20 protein-coding genes are annotated in these 22,524 nt (G+C 71.8%); 10 read left to right on the top strand and 10 right to left on the bottom strand.

The window, feature by feature from the left end; all coding sequences use genetic code 11:
• Positions 1-65 precede the first annotated feature (65 nt).
• Entirely contained in the window at positions 66-947 is an 882-nt protein-coding gene (locus AC5677_RS16865) for a polysaccharide deacetylase family protein (RefSeq protein ID WP_497195864.1), read from the top strand.
• Positions 948-995: 48 nt separating this feature from the next.
• On the opposite strand, the gene AC5677_RS16860 is transcribed toward AC5677_RS16865, so the two are convergent.
• On the bottom strand, positions 996-2,372 hold the full coding sequence (locus tag AC5677_RS16860; RefSeq protein WP_497196655.1) for an FtsW/RodA/SpoVE family cell cycle protein: 1,377 nt from the start codon (positions 2,370-2,372) through the stop codon (positions 996-998).
• Positions 2,373-2,872: 500 nt separating this feature from the next.
• Between AC5677_RS16860 and groES the strand changes: the two genes are divergently transcribed.
• The 3 genes from groES (at position 2,873) to AC5677_RS16845 (ending at position 5,747) form a co-directional block, all read left to right on the top strand.
• Complete coding sequence (gene groES / locus AC5677_RS16855; RefSeq protein ID WP_248865594.1) at positions 2,873-3,181, top strand: co-chaperone GroES; 309 nt, start codon at positions 2,873-2,875, stop codon at positions 3,179-3,181.
• 146 nt (positions 3,182-3,327) lie between these two features.
• Positions 3,328-4,956: a chaperonin GroEL gene (groL, locus tag AC5677_RS16850; protein ID WP_497196654.1), complete on the top strand. Its 1,629-nt coding sequence runs from the start codon at positions 3,328-3,330 to the stop codon at positions 4,954-4,956.
• A 131-nt stretch (positions 4,957-5,087) separates the two neighbouring features.
• Positions 5,088-5,747 carry a hypothetical protein gene (locus tag AC5677_RS16845; RefSeq protein WP_497195863.1) on the top strand — a complete coding sequence of 220 codons (660 nt, stop codon included), beginning with the start codon at positions 5,088-5,090 and terminating at the stop codon, positions 5,745-5,747.
• A 69-nt stretch (positions 5,748-5,816) separates the two neighbouring features.
• Here the strand turns inward: AC5677_RS16845 and AC5677_RS16840 are convergent, their stop codons facing one another.
• The 5 genes from AC5677_RS16840 to AC5677_RS16820 all read right to left on the bottom strand — a co-directional run bounded on the left by AC5677_RS16840 (position 5,817) and on the right by AC5677_RS16820 (position 11,501).
• Positions 5,817-6,845, bottom strand: a complete 1,029-nt coding sequence (locus AC5677_RS16840) for a hydroxyacid dehydrogenase (RefSeq protein WP_497195862.1) — start codon at positions 6,843-6,845, stop codon at positions 5,817-5,819.
• Positions 6,846-6,979: 134 nt separating this feature from the next.
• Complete coding sequence (locus AC5677_RS16835) at positions 6,980-7,927, bottom strand: carbohydrate ABC transporter permease (RefSeq protein ID WP_497195861.1); 948 nt, start codon at positions 7,925-7,927, stop codon at positions 6,980-6,982.
• A complete protein-coding gene (locus AC5677_RS16830) occupies positions 7,927-8,832 on the bottom strand; it encodes a carbohydrate ABC transporter permease (RefSeq protein ID WP_497195860.1) in 906 nt (301 codons plus the stop codon). Before AC5677_RS16830 ends, AC5677_RS16835 begins: the two co-directional genes overlap by 1 nt.
• A complete protein-coding gene (locus AC5677_RS16825; RefSeq protein ID WP_497195859.1) occupies positions 8,829-10,148 on the bottom strand; it encodes an ABC transporter substrate-binding protein in 1,320 nt (439 codons plus the stop codon). Before AC5677_RS16825 ends, AC5677_RS16830 begins: the two co-directional genes overlap by 4 nt.
• Positions 10,149-10,271: 123 nt before the next feature.
• Positions 10,272-11,501: a substrate-binding domain-containing protein gene (locus AC5677_RS16820; RefSeq protein ID WP_497195858.1), complete on the bottom strand. Its 1,230-nt coding sequence runs from the start codon at positions 11,499-11,501 to the stop codon at positions 10,272-10,274.
• 289 nt (positions 11,502-11,790) lie between these two features.
• Here AC5677_RS16820 and AC5677_RS16815 point away from each other — a divergent pair, with 289 nt between their 5' ends.
• Complete coding sequence (locus AC5677_RS16815; RefSeq protein ID WP_497195857.1) at positions 11,791-13,842, top strand: DUF2264 domain-containing protein; 2,052 nt, start codon at positions 11,791-11,793, stop codon at positions 13,840-13,842.
• 30 nt (positions 13,843-13,872) lie between these two features.
• On the opposite strand, the gene AC5677_RS16810 is transcribed toward AC5677_RS16815, so the two are convergent.
• Together AC5677_RS16810 and AC5677_RS16805 are read right to left on the bottom strand one after the other, a co-directional pair.
• On the bottom strand, positions 13,873-14,646 hold the full coding sequence (locus AC5677_RS16810) for an SDR family NAD(P)-dependent oxidoreductase (RefSeq protein ID WP_497195856.1): 774 nt from the start codon (positions 14,644-14,646) through the stop codon (positions 13,873-13,875).
• 50 nt (positions 14,647-14,696) lie between these two features.
• Complete coding sequence (locus AC5677_RS16805) at positions 14,697-15,374, bottom strand: MOSC domain-containing protein (RefSeq protein ID WP_497195855.1); 678 nt, start codon at positions 15,372-15,374, stop codon at positions 14,697-14,699.
• A gap of 334 nt (positions 15,375-15,708) precedes the next feature.
• On the opposite strand from AC5677_RS16805, the gene AC5677_RS16800 reads away from it, so the two are divergent.
• Entirely contained in the window at positions 15,709-16,626 is a 918-nt protein-coding gene (locus tag AC5677_RS16800; RefSeq protein ID WP_497195854.1) for a LysR family transcriptional regulator, read from the top strand.
• Positions 16,627-16,805: 179 nt separating this feature from the next.
• On the opposite strand, the gene AC5677_RS16795 is transcribed toward AC5677_RS16800, so the two are convergent.
• Positions 16,806-17,138 carry a WhiB family transcriptional regulator gene (locus AC5677_RS16795; protein ID WP_403505550.1) on the bottom strand — a complete coding sequence of 111 codons (333 nt, stop codon included), beginning with the start codon at positions 17,136-17,138 and terminating at the stop codon, positions 16,806-16,808.
• Positions 17,139-17,517: 379 nt separating this feature from the next.
• On the opposite strand from AC5677_RS16795, the gene AC5677_RS16790 reads away from it, so the two are divergent.
• From AC5677_RS16790 to AC5677_RS16775, 4 genes are all read left to right on the top strand, one after another.
• Entirely contained in the window at positions 17,518-18,129 is a 612-nt protein-coding gene (locus AC5677_RS16790; protein WP_003948568.1) for a response regulator transcription factor, read from the top strand.
• 360 nt (positions 18,130-18,489) lie between these two features.
• On the top strand, positions 18,490-19,065 hold the full coding sequence (locus tag AC5677_RS16785; protein ID WP_393545966.1) for a sigma-70 family RNA polymerase sigma factor: 576 nt from the start codon (positions 18,490-18,492) through the stop codon (positions 19,063-19,065).
• A 137-nt stretch (positions 19,066-19,202) separates the two neighbouring features.
• Complete coding sequence (guaB, locus tag AC5677_RS16780) at positions 19,203-20,705, top strand: IMP dehydrogenase (protein ID WP_403505544.1); 1,503 nt, start codon at positions 19,203-19,205, stop codon at positions 20,703-20,705.
• A gap of 105 nt (positions 20,706-20,810) precedes the next feature.
• Positions 20,811-21,938 carry a GuaB3 family IMP dehydrogenase-related protein gene (locus AC5677_RS16775; RefSeq protein ID WP_403505541.1) on the top strand — a complete coding sequence of 376 codons (1,128 nt, stop codon included), beginning with the start codon at positions 20,811-20,813 and terminating at the stop codon, positions 21,936-21,938.
• Between the two features lie 76 nt (positions 21,939-22,014).
• On the opposite strand, the gene AC5677_RS16770 is transcribed toward AC5677_RS16775, so the two are convergent.
• Positions 22,015-22,524, bottom strand: coding sequence for a hypothetical protein (locus AC5677_RS16770; RefSeq protein ID WP_497195853.1), 510 nt, complete (start codon positions 22,522-22,524; stop codon positions 22,015-22,017).

The raw sequence follows: 22,524 nt of genomic DNA, 5'->3' as shown, positions 1-22,524 counted from the left end.
ACCGCTTCGGCGTGGTGGGTTGTGTCGCCGTGGCGAGGGGGCGGGGCGCTGCCAGACTCCCGGTTATGAAGATTGTCGGACTTTTCCGAACTGTCCGGGTACGGGATGAGGGCGAGGGCGTGGCCACGGGTGCCGCCGCCAGGGCTCGGGGCCTGGCGGCCCTCTCCGTACTCGGGCTGCTGGCGGCCGGCTGCGGTGTGGTGCGCGGTGAGGACCTGCTCGACAACGCTCCGGCGGCCGGGCCGACCGTCGTCGCGCCGGATGCCGGCGCGCTGCTCTCCCAGGCGCGGATGGTGCACCGGGCGCAGGCGCGCCAGGCGGTGGCGGCCAAGCGGTACGGACTGGCCGGGCTGCCGCTCAGCCCGCCGCGGCCGCCGGCCTTCAAGCCGTTCCTGACGACCGAGCCGCGCCTCTCCAGGGGCCGCGGCACGGGTCTGCCCGCCGTGATCGCCCGGGTGCCGACCCGCGCCAAGGTCGTGTTCCTGACGGTCGACGACGCCGATGCGACGGACGCCGACTTCATCCGGATGATGCGCGAACTCGACGTCCCCTTCAGCGCGTTCCCCATGGCGCACCAGCGCGTGCTGCCACGGCTTCCCGCGGCGGCGCAGCGCGACGCGATCTGCGAGCAGCAGGATCTGCGCAAGCGCCGGAGCGGCCGGTGGCCGGTGCTCTTCAGGCCGCCGCAGGGCGCGTACACGCTGGAGACGCTGCGGATGGCGGCCGCCTGCGGCGTCCGGGCCGTACCGCTCTGGAACGAGGAGGTCTTCCCCGGCCGGATCGCCTACCGCGAGCGGGACCACCGGCTGCACCCCGGCGATATCGTCCTGGCCCGCACCGACCTCCGCCGGGACCGGCACGGGGCGTTGCCGGAGGCCGCGCGCAACCTGCTGCGCACGGCCCGCGAACAGGGCTTCGCCGTCGGGCTGCTGGAGGACTATGTGTGAGCGGGTGCCGGGGCCGGGTGCCGGGTGCCGGGTGCGGGACGGCTCGCCCTACGGCCGCGGCGGCGGGCCCACCGGCTCGCGGCGGCGCTGGGCGGTGTCGCTGATCCGCAGCAGCAGCCCGACCATCACCCAGTTCGCGACGAGTGACGAGCCGCCCTTGGCGAGGAAGGGCAGCGCCTTGCCGGTGAGGGGGATCAGCCCGGTGACGCCGCCGGCGACGACGAAGACCTGGAGGATCAGCGCGCTGGAGAGCCCGACGGCGAGCAGTTTGCCGAACGGGTCGCGGGAGCTGAACGCCACCCGCAGCCCACGCTGCGCCAGGAGGACGTACAGCAGGAGCACGGCCATCACCCCGGCCAGGCCCAGCTCCTCGCCGACGGTGGTCAGGATGAAGTCGCTGTTGCCGGCGAAGCCGATCAGCTCGGGATGGCCCTGCCCCAGCCCGGTACCGCCGATCCCGCCGCTGCCGAAGCTGAAGAGCGCCTCGGCGAGCTGCCGGGACATGCCCTCGGCCTCGCCCTGCTTGGTGTACGCCCGCATGGGGTCCAGCCAGGCGGTGACCCGGCCGTGGACATGCGGCTCCAGGGAGCCGACGACCGCCGCGCCGATGACGGCCATCAGTAGGCCGAACGCCACCCAACTGGTGCGCTGGGTGGCCATGTAGAGCATGATCACAAAGACGCCGAAGAAGATCAGCGAGGTGCCGAGGTCGCGTTCGAAGACCAGCACCAGCAGGCTGATCGCCCAGATCGTGAAGATCGGCCCGAGCTGGCGCGCCACGGGCAGCTGCACCCCGAGGAAGCGCCGTCCGGTCAGCGCCAGCGCATCGCGCTTGACGGTCAGGTAACCCGCGAAGAACACCGCGATCATGACCTTGACGAATTCGCCGGGCTGAACGGACAGCGGACCCAGCAGAATCCAGCGCTTGGCCCCGAACTGGTCGGCGCCGAAGAAGGCCGGTGCCATCAGCAGCACCAGCGCACCCGCCATCGTCAGATAGATATAGCGCTGCAGCGTGCGGTGATCGCGCAGCGTCAGCAGCACGCCCATGCAGACCGCCACCCCGATCGCCGTCCACAGCAGCTGGCCGTCCGCGGCCTGGCCCATCATCCGCAGCAGCAGGGGGCTGGCCTTGTAGGAGATGTCCAGCCGGTGCAGCAGCACCAGGCCGATGCCCGTCAGCAGCGTCGCCAGCGGCAGGATCAGCGGATCGGCGCGCGGTGCGAAGCGGCGTACCAGCAGATGCGGGACCAGTGCGATGGCGGTGAAGACGGCGCTGAAGACGATCAGGCCGCGGGAGACCCCGCCCTTCATCGACAGCTCGGTGCAGACATAGCCGAAGACGGTGATCCCGACGGTGAGGAGCAGCAGCCACGCCTCGGTCCGGCGGCGGTCGGGGGCCTGGGCGAGGGCGGCGAACGTCATCGTGCGTTCGACGTCGCTCTCCTGCCTCTGCCTCCTCCGGGCCGCGCGGGGAGCGCTGGTCGGTCCGTGCACGCGGGTCCTCCGCCTTGGGGTGTCCCCCCTGGTCTTCAAGACCTTGGGGGAGGGTCGTACGCCGGAAGCCCGGTCGTCGGGGTCGGTCGTCGGTTCGGTCGTTGGTTCGGGAGTCGGTTCGGTGGTCGGTTCGGTGGTCGGGAAGGGAGACGAGGAAGCGGTGAGTGTGGTTGCGGCCGATGCGGGAGGTGTGTCCGAATTCAGCTGCCCGGTGGCCGCCGCCGAACCCGCACGGGCGACAGGCCGCGCCTCGATTGGCACTCCGCTTGACCGAGTGCTAACCGCGTCATAGTGTCAGCGTTGGCACTCTCCACCGGGGAGTGCCAAGTATGCGCGACGGGCAGGTCCGGCACCCGCGACGACGGATCCACCTGGTCGCCACCTCAGACAGTTAACCCCGTGAGATCTCCGAAGGGGGAGGTCGGATCGTGACGACCACCAGCTCCAAGGTTGCCATCAAGCCGCTCGAGGACCGCATTGTGGTCCAGCCGCTCGACGCCGAGCAGACCACGGCTTCGGGCCTGGTCATTCCGGACACTGCCAAGGAGAAGCCCCAGGAGGGCGCTGTCCTGGCCGTGGGTCCCGGCCGTTTCGAGAACGGCGAGCGCCTGCCGCTCGACGTCAAGGTCGGCGATGTCGTGCTCTACAGCAAGTACGGCGGCACCGAGGTGAAGTACAGCGGCGACGAGTACCTCGTCCTCTCGGCTCGCGACGTGCTCGCGATCATCGAGAAGTAAGTCACCCACGTTTTGCCTTGATCTGCGCCCCTGGTTCCCGCGTCTAAACAACCCGGGGCAGGGGCGCAGTTTCGTATGAGCGATATGAGCGACAGCGGTCACGGCGGCGAGGCCGAAGATCGCAACGAGAGGACTTGAAGCAACTCATGGCGAAGATCCTGAAGTTCGACGAGGACGCCCGTCGCGCCCTTGAGCGCGGCGTCAACAAGCTTGCCGACACGGTCAAGGTGACGATCGGCCCCAAGGGCCGCAACGTCGTCATCGACAAGAAGTTCGGCGCCCCGACCATCACCAACGACGGTGTCACCATCGCGCGTGAGGTCGAGGTCGAGGACCCGTACGAGAACCTGGGCGCCCAGCTCGTCAAGGAGGTGGCGACCAAGACCAACGACATCGCGGGTGACGGCACCACCACCGCCACCGTGCTGGCCCAGGCGCTGGTCCGCGAGGGTCTGCGCAACGTCGCCGCGGGTGCCTCCCCGGCCGCCCTGAAGAAGGGCATCGACGCGGCGGTCAAGGCCGTCTCCGACGAGCTGCTGGCCACCGCCCGCCCGATCGACGACAAGTCCGACATCGCCGCCGTGGCCGGCCTGTCCGCGCAGGACAAGCAGGTCGGCGAGCTGATCGCCGAGGCGATGGACAAGGTCGGCAAGGACGGTGTGATCACCGTCGAGGAGTCCAACACCTTCGGTCTGGAGCTGGACTTCACCGAGGGCATGGCCTTCGACAAGGGCTACCTCTCGCCGTACATGGTCACCGACCAGGAGCGGATGGAGGCCGTCCTCGACGACCCGTACATCCTCATCCACCAGGGCAAGATCGCCTCGATCCAGGACCTGCTGCCGCTGCTGGAGAAGGTCATCCAGGCCGGTGCCTCCAAGCCGCTGCTGATCATCGCCGAGGATGTCGAGGGCGAGGCGCTCTCCACCCTCGTCGTCAACAAGATCCGTGGCACCTTCAACGCCGTGGCCGTCAAGGCCCCCGGCTTCGGTGACCGCCGCAAGGCGATGCTCGGCGACATGGCCACCCTCACCGGTGCCACCGTCATCGCCGAGGAGGTCGGCCTCAAGCTCGACCAGGCCGGTCTGGACGTGCTGGGCACCGCCCGCCGCGTGACCGTGACCAAGGACGACACCACCATCGTCGACGGCGGCGGCAACAGCGCCGACGTCGAGGGCCGCGTCGCCCAGATCAAGGCCGAGATCGAGACCACCGACTCGGACTGGGACCGCGAGAAGCTCCAGGAGCGCCTCGCCAAGCTCGCCGGTGGCGTCTGCGTCATCCGCGTGGGTGCGGCCACCGAGGTCGAGCTCAAGGAGAAGAAGCACCGTCTGGAGGACGCCATCTCCGCGACCCGCGCCGCGGTCGAGGAGGGCATCGTCTCCGGTGGTGGCTCTGCGCTGGTCCACGCCGTCAAGGTGCTCGAGGGCAACCTCGGCAAGGAGGGCGACGAGGCCACCGGTGTCGCCGTCGTCCGTCGCGCCGCCGTCGAGCCGCTGCGCTGGATCGCCGAGAACGCGGGCCTCGAGGGCTACGTGATCACCGCCAAGGTCGCCGAGCAGGACAAGGGCCAGGGCTTCAACGCCGCCACCGGCGAGTACGGCGACCTGGTCAAGGCCGGCGTCATCGACCCGGTCAAGGTCACCCGCTCCGCCCTGGAGAACGCCGCCTCCATCGCTTCGCTGCTGCTGACGACCGAGACCCTGGTCGTCGAGAAGCCGGCGGAGGAGGAGGCCGAGGCCGGTCACGGTCACGGCCACGGCCACTCGCACTGACCTGTGCAGTAGTCCGGTACGGCTTCGAGGCCCGGTCCCCGCTCATGCGGGGGCCGGGCCTCGGCGTTGGGGCCATGATGCCGTGCGGCTTTCGGGGGCGCCGCCGGGCCTCCTTGGATACGCTTCCCTTCATGTCCATGCCGATCAGCCGCTCTCCGGCGCCCGACGCCACGGTCATCCACACCGGCCGCCGAAATCTCCTGAGGGGCAGCCGCGTCTGCGCCCTCGCCCTCGTGATCGGCCTGCTCGGCCCCCTCGCCGCCCTCGTGAAAGACCACCGCGGACACGGCCTCGTTGCGGATGAACTGGCCGGAGGAATCGTCTGGTTGCTGATCTGCGGCGGCCTCGCCACTCTCCTCTTCCTCGCCCTCTGGAAGGGCCGCCACGCCGAGGTGGCCGTCGACCACACCGGCCTCTGGTACGTCAACGGGCCGGCCCGGAACGTCATCCCTTGGCACACGCTCGCCGGCGTCGGCCTCTACTGGTGCCATGCTGGTGGGCGGCGCTACCGCACCAAGGAGTACTCCCTCGAACTGTGCCCCAACCGGCCCATCGACCGCGACGACCCGGTGCTGTGGCCCCTGGTCCGCGACGAGGAGCCGCTGAGCCCCACGCTCCCCCGCCTGCGCTACCGCCTCGCCCTCAGCAAAGCGACCTATCGCCCGGTGGTGGCTGCCGTCCGGCCGTACGTGCCTCAGCTGTGGCTCGGTGAGTCCGAGCGCGAGCGGGGCTACCGGGGCCTGCCCGATATCAAGGGCCATCGGGAACGCACCGGCGGCCGGACCCGCTGAGCCGGTCCGGCGGGGCCGCGGCAACCCTCGCGGCGACCGGGTGTCTTCCCGCCGACGGCGGCGGACGGGTCAGGCCGAGCGGTCCAGCCCCTCCGGCCGTACGGGATCGCTGAAGGGCAGTCCCCGGGTGTAGCGCTCCAGTTCGTCCAGGGCCAGGTCGGCCAGGCGGTGGAGTTCGCCGCCCAGGGAGCCGGCGATGTGCGGGGTCAGCAGGACGTTGGGGAGGTCGTACAACGGCGAGTCGGGGGGCGGGAGTTCGGGCTCGGTGACGTCGAGGACGGCGTTCAGGCGGCCGGTCAGCAGCTCGGGGAGGAGGGCCGCTTCGTCGACGAGGGAGCCGCGGGCGGTGTTGATCAGGGTGGCGCCGTCGGGCATCAGGGCCAGTTCGCGGGCGCCGAGCATGTGGTGGGTGGCGGGCAGCTGGGGGGCGTGGACGGTGACGACGTCGGCGGCGGCGCAGAGCGTGTCGAGGGGGACGGGGGTGGCGCCCAGGTCGGCGGCCTCGGCGGGGTCGAGGTACGGGTCGTGGAGGAGGACCCGCAGGTCGAAGGGGTGCAGCAGCGCGATCACGCGACGGCCGATGCGGGAGGCGCCGATGATGCCGACGGTGCGGCCGTGGTTGCCGGCGCCGCCGAGTTCGTGCAGCCAGTCGTGCGGGGCGCGCAGCGTGCGGTAGCGGTGGGCGGAATGCAGGACGCGCTTCCCCGCGAACAGGATCGCGGCGAGGGTGTATTCGGCGACCGGCAGCGCGTTGGCGGCGGCGGCCGAGGTGACGGCGAGGCCGCGCTGCCAGCAGGCCTCGGTGATGTGGTGTTTGACGGAGCCGGCGGCGTGGACGACGGCGCGCAGGCGGGGGGCGGCCGCCAGGACCCGGTCGGTGAGCGGCGGGGCGCCCCAGCAGGTGAGGAGCACCTCGGCGCGGGCGAGGGCGGCGGCGACCTGCGGCGTGGGGTCGGCCAGGTCGTGTGCGACGAGCCCGGGATCGGTGCGGGCGAGGGACGCGAGGCGGGTGTGGTGGCGGGCGGTGAGCAGCCGGTCGGCGATGCCGGGGCCCATGGACAGCAGCAGTTCGGGCCGTTGGGGTGGGCTGGACGGCATTTCCGCAGGTCCGGGGGGATTGTCAGCGGTGGGGTGCATAGTGGGGAACGGTCCTCCTTCGCGGTCGCCCGTGTGGTGCCCGTGCGTGGTCCGTGCGTCGCCCGGTGTCGTGCGTTGTCGTCGGTCATCCCCGGCTATCGGACGGTGCCGGCGGTGAGACCGGCCTTCCAGTGCCGCTGGAGGGCGACGAAGGCGACGATCAGGGGGACGACGGCGAGGAGCGAGCCGGTGACGACGAGCGGGTAGTAGGAAGGCTCGGCACGGGTGTTGCTGTTCCATGCGTACAGGCCGAGGCTCAGCGGGAAGAGTCGCTGGTCGGAAAGCATGACCAGGGGGAGGAAGAAGTTGTTCCAGATGGCGGTGAACTGGAAGAGGAAGACGGTCACCAGGCCCGGCATGACCATGCGCAGGCCGATGGACCAGAAGATCCGCAGCTCGCTCGCGCCGTCCATACGGGCCGCCTCGATCGCCTCGCCCGGTATGTAGCCGGCGCTGAAGACCCGGGCCAGATAGACCCCGAAGGGGTGCGCGAGGACGGGGATCAGCACCGCCCAGTAGGTGTTGACCAGGCCGGTCTGCGCGGCGAGCAGATACAGCGGCAGCGCGAGCGCCGTCGTGGGGACGAGCACGCCGAGCAGGACGAGGCCGAACAGCCGCTCCTTGCCGGGGAACGCGTAGGTGTGGAAGGCGTATCCGGCGGCCACGGACACCAGGGCGGAGAGCGCGGCGCCGCCGCCCGCGTAGAGCAGGCTGTTGGCGTACCAGCGGAAGTAGATGCCGTCGTTGAAGGACGCCAGGCGGGAGAGGTTGCCGCCGAGGTCGAAGCCGTCGAAGGAGAGCGCGTCGCCGGCCAGCAGGCCGCCGGCGTCCTTGGTGGCGGCGGTGAGCAGCCAGACGAGGGGGAAGAGCATGTAGAGGGCGGCGAGGACGAGGGCGCCGTTGACGGCCGCCCGGGAGAGCCAGCGGCCGCGGGGCGGCCGGGCGGCGGCGCGGACGATGCCGCGGGGGATCCGGCGGGCCGGTGCACGGTCCGTGGGGGCAGGGGCGGCCGCCGCGGTACGGGCCGTCGGGGTGGGGGCCATTACGCGGTCCTGCCCTTCTGCCGGGTGCCGGGTGCGCGGCGCGCGAAGCGGGTGACGGCGAAGGACAGCGCCGCCGCGGCGAGCGCGAGGAGCACGGAGGCGGCGGCCGCCAGCCCGTAGTCGTTGCGGGTGAAGGCCGCGGCGTAGGCGTACATGTTCGGGGTCCAGGAGGAGTTCAGCGCGGACGCGGAGGCCTGGTTGACGATCAGCGGTTCGGTGAAGAGCTGGAGCGAGCCGATCATGGTGAAGAGCGCGACCATGACGACCGAGGACCGGATCAGCGGGATCTTGATGCCGGTCGCGATGCGCCAGGCGCCCGCGCCGTCCACGGTCGCGGCCTCGATCACCGACCGGTCGATGGCCTGGAGGGCGGCGTAGAAGATCACCATGTTGTAGCCGAGCCACTCCCACAGCGCGATATTGACGACGCCGGGCAGCGCGCCGGAGGGGGAGAGGAAGGCGAAATCCAGGCCGCCGGAGCGCAACGCTCCCACCACCGGGCTGAGTTGCGGGGTGTAGAGGTAAACCCAGACGAGCGCGGCGATGATGCCGGGCACGGCGTGCGGCAGGAAGAGCGCGAGCTGGAAGAAGCGCCGGGCCCGCGCCAGCGCCGAGTCCAGCAGCAGCGCCAGCGCCAGGCCGCCCGCCAGCAGCAGCGGGATGTAGCACGCGCAGTAGCCGGCCAGGACGAGGAAGCCGGCACGGAAGGCGTGGTCGCCCAGCGCGGAGAGGTAGTTACCCAGGCCGGTGAAGACCGTCTGCGTACCGCCGAAGCCGAGCCCGGACTGCCGCTCGGTGAAGAGGCTGAGCCAGAGCGCGTAGCCGATGGGCAGCACCATCGCGACGGTGAACAGCGCGAAGAACGGCGTCAGCAGGACGGAGACGGCGCGGGCCTTGGCGCTCACCGGCCGGCGACCTTCAGACCGCGCCTGTGCAGCTCCCGCACGGTCGCGTCCCGGGCGGCCCGTACGGCGTCGGCGAGGGTGCCGTTGCCGTCGGCGGCCTTGCCGAACGCGTCCTTGAGGGTGGCGTTGGTGGCGCCGCCGGTCGGGCCCCAGACCCAGTGCTGCCCGATCGAGGCGGCGGCGTCGTCGAAGAGCCGGTAGACGTCCTGACCGCCGTAGAAGCCGGTGTCGAAGGCTTTCCTGGCGACGGGGCGGAGCGCCGCGGCGGCCGGATAGGCGCTGGACTCGCCGGAGGAGAGCCGCGCCCGGACGGCCTGGGGCGAGGTGGACATCCAGGTCGCGAACTTCACCGCCGCCGCGGCGTGTTCGCTGTCCTTGGTGACCGCCGAGGTGGAGCCGCCGAGCATGCCGCTGGCCGGCCTGCCGTCCCAGGTGGGCATCGGAGCGGCCGCCCATTTGCCGCTCTGCTCGGGGACGAGTCCCTTCAGTACGCCCGCGCCCCAGGAGGCGCCGAGGTAGCCGACCGTGTCGCCGTTCTTGAGGGCGCTGGTCCAGGCGGGGCTGAAGGAGGTGGCGCTGTTGACCAGCCCGTCGTCGAGCAGGCCCTGCCAGTAGGCGGTGACCTTCTTGGTGCCGGGGTCGTCGGTGTTCACCTTCCAGGCGTCGCCGCGGGTGGCGAACCACCGTCCGCCCGCCTGCCAGGCCATCGCCTCGAACGTCGTCGGGTCGTCCGCGAAGAACGTGCCGATCCGTGCCCGGGGGTCGGCCTTCTTGGCGGCGGCGGCCGTGGCCCGGAACTCCTCCCAGGTCCTGGGCACCTTGAGGTGATGCTCGGCGAAGAAGTCCTTGCGGTAGTAGTACGTCTGCGGCGCGGCGTCGAAGGGCACCGCCCAGGTCCTGCCGCCGAGCGTGGTCAGCTCCACGGCCTGCGGCAGCAGCCGCTTCTTCAGGTCGTCGGTGACGTACCGGCCGATGTCCTGCAGCGCCCCCTGGCTGACGAACTCCGGCAGCGACGGGTATTCGATGCTGACGACGTCGGGGGCGTTGCCGGCCTTGACCGCGTTGGAGATCTTCGCGTAGCCGCCGGCGTTGCCCGAGGGGATCTCCTCGTACCGGACCTTGATGTCCCGGTGGCTCGCGTTGTACGCGTCCACGGTCTGCTGAGTGCCCTTGGTCCAGCCCCAGTACGTGATCGTCACCGGCCCGCCGTCGCCGTCGGCGTGGTCCCCGCCCCCGCCGCCGCAGGCCGCGAGCAGGGCGAGGGCGAGGACGGTGGCGGCGGTCGGGACGGTGTTTCTGCTCCAACTGATGCTCATGGCAAGGCTCCTGAGTGGATGGCCTGACAGGCAGAAGGGAAGCGCGAAGCGATGGCGGCGATCCTTGAGCCCGCCCTGAGCGAAGTCAAGAGCGAATGACCGAACGATCGAAAAACGAACAAACTAGGAGTGGTCGCGGGTGCGGTCCTGCGCGACGACGGTGGCGGCGGTGGCGGTGGTGGCGTCCGGGGCGGTGGTGGCATGCGGGGTGGAGGTGGTGTCCGTGGCGTCCGCGGCCTCCGCGAGCGCCCCGCAGGAGGCCCGTACATGCAGCCGGGGCAGCAGCGTCAGATGCCGCCGCGGCGCGTCCGCCGCCCCGCCGCCGCCCTGCGCCCGGCCCGCCGTCCCGGCCGGCCCCCGCCCCAGCCGCTCCAGCAGCAACTCCGCCGCCAGCCGCCCCACTTCGCGCTTCGGCGGGGCCACCGCCGTCAGCGGGGTGTCCGCCAGCGCCGCCACCTCGTCGTCGTACGCAATCAGCGCCAGCTCCCCGGGGACCCGTATCCCCAGCTCGGCCAGCCGCTGCACCAGCCGGATCGCATCCACGTCGTTGTGCACCAGCGCGGCCGACGCCCGCCCCGACGTCACCGCCGTCCACAGCGCCTGGACGCCGCGCTCGAACCCTTCCGGGTCGCGGTGGGCCGGTGCGTCGATCACCGGATGCGGCCGCTCCAGCCCCAGGGCGCGCAGCCCCCGGTCGTAACCGGCGCGCACCGCCAGCGCCGTCGGACTGTCCGTCCGCGCCACCAGCAGCGGCGCCGGATGCCCCTGTCCGACCAGATGCCGCAGCGCCAGCAGCACCCCGTGCGCATGGTCGGACGACACCCGGTCCAGCCCCGCCAGCGGGCCGCCCGGATCCGCCGCACGCTCCAACAGCACGACGGGCACCGGGAGTTCGGCGAGCCACCCGCCGTGCTCGGACGGGTCCGCGCGCCCGCGCCAGCCCGGCGCGATCAGCAGCCCCTCGGCCCCGGCCGCCAGCAGCCCCTCGGCGCGCGCCCGGTCCTCCTCGGGCCGGTAGTCGGAGATCCGCAGGATCAGCCGCGCCCCGGCCCGCGCCGCCGCCTCGTGCGCACCATGGATGACCTCGGAGAAGTAGTACGTGGCCGACGGCGCGAGCAGCCCGAGCACGGGGCCCGCGCCACCGGAGGCCGCCGCCCCGTTACGCGGCCGGGGCCAGGACACCGCCCCGTGCGCCCGGTCGACCAGCCCCTTGCGGGTGAGCGCCTCGACGTCCCGCCGTACGGTCACCGGGGAGACCCCCAGCCGTGCGGCGAGGTCGCTGATCCGGGCCGTGCCGCCCTCCCGTACGAGCGTCAGCAGGCGGTCGTGGCGTTGCGCTGCACTTTCGCGCACGGCGGCATTCCCCCTCGCGGATGGCGGCCGGGACGGCCGGGTCGGCCCACACGGTCAAGACGCCCGAGCCTCTGGACGGTGCCCGGACGGCGGCCGGGAGGTCCGGATGGCGGCCGAGCCTAGAGGAGCGGCCCCGCACGAGCCACCCCCGTCCGATCGTTCGCACACAACCCGCTCAATCGCTCACTCGATCACGTTCTCGCACCGTTCGGTCCCTTGACGCCCCCGCACCCGCGGCTGAAGGATTCCCGCGTCGCCCGGCACGCCGCCCATCGCCCAGGGGAAGCCCATGCCCGATCCGACGCACTCCGCCGCCGCGCCCGGCCCCCGTTTCCCCCTCCCGCCCGAGGACCGTTTCTCCCTCCCGCCCGGCCCCTGTGTCCCCCTCCCGTCCGAGGACCGCCGCCGCAGCCCGTACACCGGCTGGACCCGCGCCCACTGGGAGGCCACGGCCGACGCCCTGCTCGACGCCACCGTCCCGTACGCCTCCCCGCACCACGCCCTGATCTCCCTCCCCGGCGCCCGCCCCAGCTCGTCCGGCCCCCGGTCGGACGGCCTGGAAGGCTTCGCCCGCACCTTCCTGCTCGCCGCCCTGCGCACGGCCGGCAGCACCGACCACGCCTCCCGGGCCCGCCTCGCCCGCTACGCCGAGGGACTCGCCGCCGGCACCCGAAGCCCCACCACCGAACGGCAGTTGACGCGCGGCGGCCCCGACTCCTGGCCGGAGATCGCAGCCGTCCGCCAGGCCCGCGTCGAAGCCGCCTCCCTCGCCCTGGGCCTCCGCCTGACCCGCCGCCGGCTCTGGGACACCCTCGACGACGGGGTCCGCGCCCGCCTCGCCGACTGGCTGCTGCCCGCGCTCACCCCGTCCCCCGTGGACAACAACTGGTGGCTCTTCGGCCTCACCGTGGGCGGCTTCCTGCTGGACGCGGGCATCGAGCCGCTACGCGCCCAGGCCGCCATCGACCGCGCGCTGACCCGCATCGAGGACTGGTACCTGGGCGACGGCTGGTACTCCGACGGCGACAACCGCGCCTTCGACCACTACAACGCCTGGGCGCTGCACTTCTATCCCGTCCTGCACGCCCACCTGGCCGCCGACGCACCCCTCCTGGCCACCTACGGCGACCGTCTGCGCGCCCATCTGACCCACTACACCCGCCTCTTCGACGCCAACGGCGCGCCGGTCCCCTTCGGCCGCTCCCTCACCTACCGCTTCGCCGCCACCGCCGCCCCCTGGCTGGGCGCCCTCACCGGCCACACCCCGCTCACCCCCGGCGCCACCCGCCGCCTCGCCTCCGGCGCCCTGCGCCACTTCCTCGACCGCGGCGCCATGACCGGGAGCGGCCTGCTGTCCCTCGGCTGGTACGGGCCCTACGCCCCCATGCTCCAGAGCTATTCGGGCCCGGCGTCCCCCTACTGGGCGGCCAAGGGATTCCTCGGCCTGCTGCTGTCCCCCGACCACCCGGCCTGGACGGCCCCCGAGGAACCCCTCCCCGCCGAAACCGAGGACACCGCCCAACCCCTGGGCCCCACCGGGCTGCTCCTGCACTCCACCGCCTCCGACGGCCTGGTCCGCCTCCACAACCACGGCAGCAACGCCGTCCACCCCGGCCCCGACCCCTACTACGCGCGCTACGCCTACTCCACCCGCACCGGCCCCACCGGCGAGCACGCGCCCGACAACCACTTCGCCCTGCTCATCGACGGCCGCCCCACCACCCGCGGCCCCGCCACACCCCACGGCCGGGGGCCCGACTGGGCCGCCTCCACCCACATCCCGCGCACCCCCGACGGCGCCGAACTCCCCGGCGTCCGGGTCCTGTCCGCCACCGCCGTCCACGGCCGTACCGAACTCCGCGCCCACCTGGTCACCGGCGCCCCGCCCGGCACCCCCGTACGCCAGACCGGCTGGGCCGTCCCCCGCCACAGTCCCGACAACCCCGCCCTCAACGGCCCCGCCCCCGAAGGCCCCACCGCCCAGCTCCACCCGGTCCACGGCTACGAGCCGCCCCCCGGTCACACCCCCACGGGAAGCACCCTCGTCGCCCCCGACACCCACGTCGCCGTCCTGGACGGCACCACCACGGCAGACCCCCAAGGCACGCTCTTCGTGGCCCTGGCCTCCCTGACCGGAGACCCGACCCCCGCCCCCGTGAGCGAACTGGCCACAACCGCCATCACAGGCACCACGATCCACATCACCTGGCAGGACGGCACCAGCACCCACCTGCCTCTCACCCCCCACCCACGGGAGGCCCCGGGCCGTAGCGGCGAAGCCGTGCAGGACCGGGGCCGCGGCGGGAAAAGCCACGCCCGCCGCAGGAGGGACGGCGAATAACCCCTACGGCGGGAAGCCGGAAACGTACGGCTATCGGGGCCCGTATTTGCGGCCGGTCCGAGAGGACAGGCCGCCCAGCACGCCCCGAGGCGCCAGCTTCACGGCCCCCATCAGCGCCTTGTACCGCGGGTCCGGAATCGAAAGGGACTTCCCCCGCGTCAGATCCTTCATCGCCGCATCCACCAGCTTGTCCGCGTCCAGCCACATCCACGAGGGGATGTTGTCCGTCCCCATCCCGGCCCGCTGATGGAACTCGGTCCGTACGAACCCGGGGCACAGCGCCATCAACCGCACGCCGCTGCCCGCCAGGTCACGCGCCGCCCCCTGCGTGAACTGCACGACCCACGCCTTGCTCGCCCCGTACGTGCCCCGCGGCACGAACGCCGCCACCGACGCCACATTGACCACCGCGCCCCGCCGCCGGTCCCGCATCCCGCGCACCGCCGCCGAGGTCAGCCGCAGCACCGCCTCGCAGTGCACCTTCAGCATCATCAGCTCGTCGGCCATCGGCACTTCGAGGTACTCGCCCTTGTTGCCGAAGCCGGCGTTGTTCACCAGCACATCCACCGGATGCTTGGACTCCGCGAGCCGCGCCTCGACGGCACCGATGCCGTCCTCGGTGGCCAGATCGGCGACCAGCACCTCGGCCTCGATGCCGTGCCGGTCGTGCAGCTCGGTGGCCTGTTCGCGCAGCCGCTTCTCGTCGCGCGCCACCAGCACCACGTTGTGTCCGTCGCTCGCGAGCCGCCGGGCGAACGCCGCCCCGATGCCCGCCGTCGATCCCGTGATCAATGCAGTCGTCATACGGGCACGCTATCCGCCCGGGTTGGACAACCCCCACCCGGAACGGATGCTCAATTCCCTGCCTGCTCCACCTGCTTCATCCGCTCCACGCGCCGGAGTGCCTTGGCCCGCGCCTCCGGATGCAGCGCGTCGCCCGCATCGAGGATCCGCGGCAGCAGCTCCGGCCGCGTGGTCAGGGACCGGAACATCAGCGCGATGGTGACCTCGTGCTCCGGGCGGTGCACCAGCTCAACGGCGTCGCCCGCGCGGATCTCGCCCGCCTCGAGCACCCGCAGATACGCGCCGGGCGCCGCGGCCCGGGTGAACCGCTTGATCCAACCGGGTTCGCCGAGCCACTCCTGGAACGTCCGGCACGGGATGCGCGGCGAGGTCACCTCCAGCAGCAGCCGCGGGCCGATGCGCCAACGCTCGCCGATCCGGGCGCCGGTGATGTCGGCGCCGCGGGTGGTGAGGTTCTCGCCGAAGGCACCGTTGGCCAGCGCGCGGCCCAGTTCCCGCTCCCAGTCGTCGAGGTCCTCGCGGGCGTAGGCGTACACGGCCTGGTCGTTCCCGCCGTGATGGCGGATGTTGACCACGGCGTCCCCCGCGAGCCCGCTCGCCCCGATGCCCTTGGGCCCCGGGGCGGCGACCGCAACCGGGCCGTCCACCGGACGCTTGTCGATGCCCGTTCCGGCGCCCGCGGCCCCGGACGGCCCGGCCCGTCCCACATTCACGGTCAGCAGCTGCACACCGCGCTCCCTACACCGCACCATCCGTGCTCAATATCGTCACGCTAAGCCCTCGCGCCGTCCCCGGCGCGGCCTGGTACGCCGCCCAGGACGCCGTGCGACACGTCTCCCGATGCACCGCAGGCAGCGTCGCCCCAGCCGCCGCCCGAAGTGCCGGCCCAGCCACCATCCCCAGCGCCACCCACGCCGCCACCCCAAGCGCCGACCGATCCGCCGCGCCAGCCACCACCCCAGGGACAGCCCCCACCGACACCCCTGGCCACCCCTCCGCAATCCACCCAAAGACCACAACCGATTTTTCACGATCTATCCAAGATTCGCTTATGCTTGAACCATGATCGAGGCCCGCCATCTCCGCGTACTGCGCGCCGTCGCCAGGACCGGTTCCTTCTCCGCCGCCGCGCGGGAGCTGGGCTGCACACAGCCCGCCGTCAGCCAGCAGATGAAGGCCCTGGAGCAGGCCACGGGCACCCCGCTCCTGGTCCGTACGGGCCGCGAGACGCGGCTGACACAGGCGGGCGAGGCGCTCGTGCGGCACGCCGTCGGCATCCTGGCGGGGCTGACCGCCGCCGAGGAGGAGGTCGCGGCCATCGCGGGCCTGCGCGCGGGGCGGGTGCGGCTGGTGTCGTTCCCCTCGGGCAGCTCGACGCTGGTGCCGACCGCGCTCGCCAAGATGCGCGCCGCGCACCCCGGCACCCGGGTCTCGCTGGTCGAGGCCGAGCCGCCGCGCTCGATCGAGATGCTGCGCAACGGCGACTGCGAGATCGCGCTGGCCTTCCGTTACCCGGAGGTGCGCGGGGCGGACCCGGCGGCCGGGGCGGAGTGGGACGACCTGGTGGCCCGGCCGATCCTGCAGGATCGGCTGATCGGGTTGGTTCCGGACGGCCACCGGCTGGCGAAGGCCGGGACGGCGGGCTTCGCCGAGCTGGCCGACGAGCCGTGGATCGCGGGCTGCCCGCGCTGCCGCCGGCATCTCGTCGAGGTCTGTGAGAGCGCGGGCTTCACGCCGCGTATCGACTTTGCGACGGACGACTATCCGGCGGTGATCGGGCTGGTCGGCGCGGGCCTCGGGGTCGCCGCGCTGCCGGAGCTCACCTTGGCGTCGGTGCGTCCCAAGGGGGCCACGCCGGTACGGATGGAGCCGGCCGTGCACCGGGAGATCGTTGCGCTGACGCTGCCGGATCTGGCGCGGGTCCCGGCCGTCGAGGCCATGCTCGACCAGCTGGTGGACGCCGCGGGCCGCGGACGGTGAGGGCGCCGGGGCGCCGGGGGCGGGGACGCTGACGGATGCGGGCGCTGCCGGGCCGTACGGAGCGGGAGCGCGCAGACGGGAACGGCGCCGACGGGGCGCCCTGGGGTCCGCCGGTTGAACTGCGGGGTCTCGGGTCGTTCTGCGGGAAAGTGTCCTGGTGGCCGGTCCGCTCCGGATGATCAGGCGCCGCTCATGCCTGCTTGGCCGGTCAGTGAGGTCGCGGGGATCAGCCGGTGGCGGGCCCGGCCCATGAGTTCCTCGCGTTCGTCCTCGGTCAGTCCGCCCCAGACCCCGTAGGGCTCGCGGACAGCCAGGGCATGCGCCGCGCACTCGGCCCGCACCGGGCAGCGCATGCACACCTCCTTCGCCGATGTCTCACGCGCGCTGCGGGCCGCTCCGCGCTCACCTTCGGGGTGGAAGAAGAGCGAGCTGTCCACGCCGCGGCAGGCGGCGAGGAGCTGCCAGTCCCAGAGGTCTGCGTTCGGGCCCGGGAGGCGGGAGAAATCTGCCATTGCTTGTCCCCTCGAAGCGATGCTGATTCGGGCTCGGTGCTCAGAACGTACATCTACCGTCTAAGTAGATGTAAATATGACTCATTGCGAATCTAGTCGCAGACTCCGCGAAAATGGAAGCAAGAGAGCCAAATAGGGCATAGGGTGCACGCGCGGATGCCGGTCGCCCACGATGCCGTCTGCGTATCCGGCTCCTCACGGAGCGTGCTGAAGGCGGTCCTCGAAGCCGTAACTCTTTCGAGTGACCGTCGTTGAGTGTGCGGAGGCGGTTGGCAGAGGTAGCCGTCGGGCAGGTGTCCGAGGGCCGTCAATCGCACAGGTGACGATACGTACCAGCCTGGAGGCTCAAGGTGACGCGCATCAGCTGGGGAGGACGGTCATGACATCCGTCCTCGTCTGCGACGACTCCCCGCTTGCCCGAGAGGCGCTCCGTCGGGCGGTTGCGACCGTGCCCGGCGTCGAGCGTGTGACGACCGCGGCCAACGGCGAGGAAGTCCTCCGCCGCTGGGGTGCCGATCGTTCGGACCTGATTTTGATGGACGTACGGATGCCCGGTCTCGGCGGTGTCGAGACCGTGCGCCGGCTGCTGTCCGCCGACCCCGGCGCCCGGATCATCATGCTCACGGTGGCCGAGGACCTCGACGGCGTCGCGCTCGCGGTCGCCGCCGGGGCCCGCGGCTATCTGCACAAGGACGCCTCGCGCGCCGAGCTGCGGGCGACGGTGACCCAGGCGCTGGCCGACCCGACGTGGCGGCTCGCCCCGCGCCGGCTGCGGTCCGCCGAGATGGGCGCCGCGCCGACGCTCACCGCGCGCGAGATCCAGGTGCTGGAGGGCATGAGTCACGGCCGCTCCAACGCCGAGATCGGCCGCGAGCTGTTCCTGTCCGAGGACACGGTCAAGACCCACGCCCGGCGTCTGTTCAAGAAGCTCGGCGCCTCGGACCGCGCGCATGCGGTGGCGCTCGGTTTCCGCTGGGGACTCGTCCGCTGAATCTGCTGTGCAAACGGGGTTACGGCACCCGCCCGCTGACCGGGTGGCGACCGTCGTAACCCCGCCGCGTCGACGCCCGGCGCCGAAACCTCGCGGGATGCCGCATCCTTGAGGTGTGACTCCTCCCCGGCGGAGGCCGGGGCTTCTCACTCGGCCAGAAGAGACCTCATGACGGACAAGGCCTGCCCGGCGCCGTACGGCTCGCAGACAAGCTACCGGCGAGGGCTCGCGGTCGGTATGGGTACAACCCGAACGGGGGAGGCGTGGAACGTGAGTGCTAGCGCGACGGCTCGTAACGGTTCGGGGCACAACGACGGGGGTGGTGCCACAGATCGTCTGGCATCAAGGCACCATGGACCGATGCGCGATGACGGGAATCAGGAGATCGGCGATCTCGTCGCACGCGCCGTCGAGGGTGACCAGCGGGCCACGCACGACCTCTTGGCCCACGTCCATCCGCTCGCCCTGCGCTACTGCCGCACCCGGCTGTCGCGGCTGCCCGGCGATGCCCGGCATTTCGTCGAAGACCTGGCGCAGGAGGTCTGTGTCGCGGTGCTCTGCGCGCTGCCGCGCTACCGCGACACCGGAAAGCCCTTCGAGGCGTTCGTCTTCGCCATCGCCGGCCACAAGGTCGCCGATCTGCAGCGGGCCGCGATGCGGCATCCGGGCAGTACGGCCGTGCCGTCCGACGAGATGCCCGAGCAGCCGGACAATTCCCTCGGCCCCGAGGAGCGGGCGCTGCTGAGCAGCGATGCCGAGTGGGCCAAGAAGCTGCTGGCCAATCTGCCGGAGAACCAGCGGGAGCTGGTCCTGCTGCGGGTCGCCGTCGGGCTCACCGCCGAGGAGACCGGGCAGATGCTGGGGATGTCGCCCGGCGCGGTACGGGTCGCCCAGCACCGCGCGCTGAGCCGGCTGCGGGCGCTCGCCGAGCAGTAGGCCGTATTCGCCGCCTGGCGCGATACCTCCGTAGGAAGCCACAAGTGACGAGCCCCTCATCCGCCGTGGAATTGGACACCCCTCCAGGCCGTTAGCATGGGAGTCCGCGCTGAGGCAAGAGCATTGGGGAAGGTGTCATGAGTGACAACGTCGACGGTATGCCCGCCAAATTCGCCATGCTCGGGCTGACATACGACGATGTCCTGCTGCTGCCCGGTGCGTCGGAGGTGCTGCCGAACACGGTGAACACCGCCTCCCGGGTCTCGCGGAACGTCTCGGTGAACATCCCGCTGCTGTCGGCCGCGATGGACAAGGTCACCGAGGCGCGGATGGCCATCGCCATGGCGCGCCAGGGCGGCGCCGGTGTGCTGCACCGCAATCTCTCCATCGAGGACCAGGCCAACCAGGTCGATCTGGTCAAGCGCTCCGAGTCCGGCATGGTCACCGACCCGATCACGGTCCGCCCGGACGCCACGCTCGCCGAGGCCGACGCGCTGTGTGCGAAGTTCCGCATCAGCGGCGTCCCGGTGACGGATGCGGCCGGCAAGCTGCTGGGCATCGTCACCAACCGCGACATGGCCTTCGAGATGGACCGCGCCCGTCAGGTCCGCGAGGTCATGACGCCGATGCCGCTGGTCACCGGCAAGGTCGGGATCTCCGGCGACGACGCCATCCAGCTGCTGCGCCGTCACAAGATCGAGAAGCTGCCGCTGGTCGATGACGCGGGCGTGCTCAAGGGCCTGATCACGGTCAAGGACTTCGTCAAGGCGGAGAAGTACCCGAACGCCGCCAAGGACGCCGAGGGCCGCCTGGTCGTCGGCGCGGCGGTGGGCGTCGGCGACGCGGCGTACGACCGGGCGCAGGCGCTGGTCGAGGCCGGTGCGGACTTCCTCGTCATCGACAGCGCGCACGGCCACAGCCGCGGCATCCTCGACATGATCGCCAAGGTCAAGTCCAACATCACCGTCGATGTCGTGGGCGGCAACGTCGCCACCCGGGACGGCGCGCAGGCGCTGATCGACGCGGGTGTGGACGGCATCAAGGTCGGCGTCGGCCCCGGCTCCATCTGCACCACCCGCGTCGTCGCCGGTGTCGGCGTGCCGCAGGTCACCGCGATCTACGAGGCCGCGCAGGCCGCGCACGCCGCGGGCGTCCCGCTGATCGGCGACGGTGGCCTGCAGTTCTCCGGCGACATCGCCAAGGCCATCGCGGCCGGTGCGGACACCGTCATGCTGGGCTCGCTGCTGGCCGGCTGCGAGGAGTCGCCGGGCGAGATGGTCTTCATCAACGGCAAGCAGTTCAAGTCGTACCGCGGCATGGGCTCGCTGGGCGCGATGCAGTCCCGCGGCCAGGCGCGTTCCTTCTCCAAGGACCGCTACTTCCAGGACAACGTCCTGTCCGAGGACAAGCTCGTCCCCGAGGGCATCGAGGGGCAGGTCCCCTACCGCGGGCCGCTGGCCTCGGTCGCCCACCAGCTCGTCGGCGGTCTGCGGGCCTCCATGGGCTACGTCGGCTCCGCCGACATCCCCGAGCTCAAGGAGAAGGGCCGCTTCGTGCGCATCACCACGGCGGGCCTGAAGGAGAGCCACCCGCACGACGTCCAGATGATCACCGAGGCGCCGAACTACGCGCGGGGCTGAGGGCCACCGCGACGAAAGGTTTTCGGGACCCGCGACCGGGGAGGTCGCGGGTCCTGGCGCGTCAGGGATACTGGTGGGCGTATTCCGTAGGAAGGGCCAATCACAGTGACTGAGATCGAGATCGGACGCGGCAAGCGCGGCCGCCGGGCGTATGCCTTCGACGACATTGCCGTCGTACCGAGTCGCCGCACCCGCGACCCGAAGGAGGTCTCGATCGCCTGGCAGATCGACGCCTACCGCTTCGAGCTGCCGTTCCTGGCGGCTCCCATGGACTCGGTGGTCTCCCCGCAGACCGCCATCCGCATCGGTGAACTGGGCGGCCTGGGCGTCCTGAACCTCGAGGGTCTGTGGACCCGGTACGAGGACCCGGAGCCGCTGCTCGCGGAGATCGCGGAGCTGGACGGCGAGGCGGCCACCAAGCGCCTCCAGGAGATCTACGCCGCGCCGATCAAGGAAGAGCTTATCGGGCAGCGGATCAAGGAGGTGCGCGACTCGGGTGTCGTCACCGCCGCCGCGCTCTCTCCGCAGCGCACCGCACAGTTCTCCAAGGCCGTGGTGGACGCGGGTGTGGACATCTTCGTCATCCGCGGGACGACGGTGTCGGCGGAGCACGTCTCCTCCGCCGCCGAGCCGCTGAACCTCAAGCAGTTCATCTACGAGCTGGACGTCCCCGTCATCGTCGGCGGCTGCGCCACCTACACCGCGGCGCTGCACCTGATGCGTACCGGCGCGGCCGGTGTGCTGGTCGGCTTCGGCGGCGGCGCCGCGCACACCACCCGTAACGTCCTCGGCATCCAGGTGCCGATGGCGACCGCGGTGGCCGATGTCGCGGCCGCGCGCCGGGACTACATGGACGAGTCCGGTGGTCGGTATGTGCATGTCATCGCGGATGGCGGCGTCGGCTGGTCCGGCGACCTGCCCAAGGCGATCGCCTGCGGTGCGGACGCGGTGATGATGGGCTCGCCGCTCGCCCGCGCGACGGACGCGCCGGGCCGCGGTCACCACTGGGGCATGGAGGCCGTCCACGAGGACGTGCCGCGCGGCAAGCGGATGGACCTGGGCGCGGTCGGCACCACCGAGGAGATCCTGTGCGGTCCCTCGACCCGTCCCGACGGGTCGATGAACTTCTTCGGCGCGCTGCGCCGGGCGATGGCCACCACCGGGTACTCCGAGCTGAAGGAGTTCCAGCGGGTGGAGGTCACGGTCGCGCCGTCGCAGCACGACAACCGCTGAGGCGAAGCGCACGCAGCACGACGAAGGGCCCGGACCGCGGTGGCGGTCCGGGCCCTTCGGGGTGTACGGCCGAGGGTCAGCGGCCCAGCTTCTTGGCGGTGGAGAAGCCACCGGCCGCGGCCAGGACGAAGAAGAGCACCTCGATCGGCTCGAAGTTCTGCGCGTAGGCCTCGTTGAGTTCGCCGAAGTGCTGGAAGAAGAGCCCGAAGTCGTCGATGACGAAGGCGACGCCGAACATCACGCCGAGGTAGTAGGCGAGCAGGCCGAGCACCGCGGCCAGCACGGGGACGGCGGCGTTGCGCCCGCCGATCTTGCCCATGACGGCGCCGATCGCCGCGCCGAGGGCAAGCGCCGCGTAGCCGATCGAGGCGCCGTCGGTGGCCTTGAGGATCGCGCCGTAGATGGCCGCCACGATCAGCATGACGACGACGCCCACGACGATGGCGAGGCCCGGGTTTCCGCTGGACACCGGCACCGGCGCGTAGCCCCCGGGAGCGGCCGGGTAGCCGCCCGGCGCGGGCGCGCCGTACTGGGGCTGCTGGGGCTGCTGGGGCTGGCCGGGTGGCGGCGGATAGGACTGGCTCAT

It is taken from the genome of Streptomyces sp. JLSY215 (genome assembly GCF_059682825.1).
The sequence above is the reverse complement of the archived record's forward strand: the minus strand, read 5'-3'. Positions and strand labels throughout refer to the sequence as shown.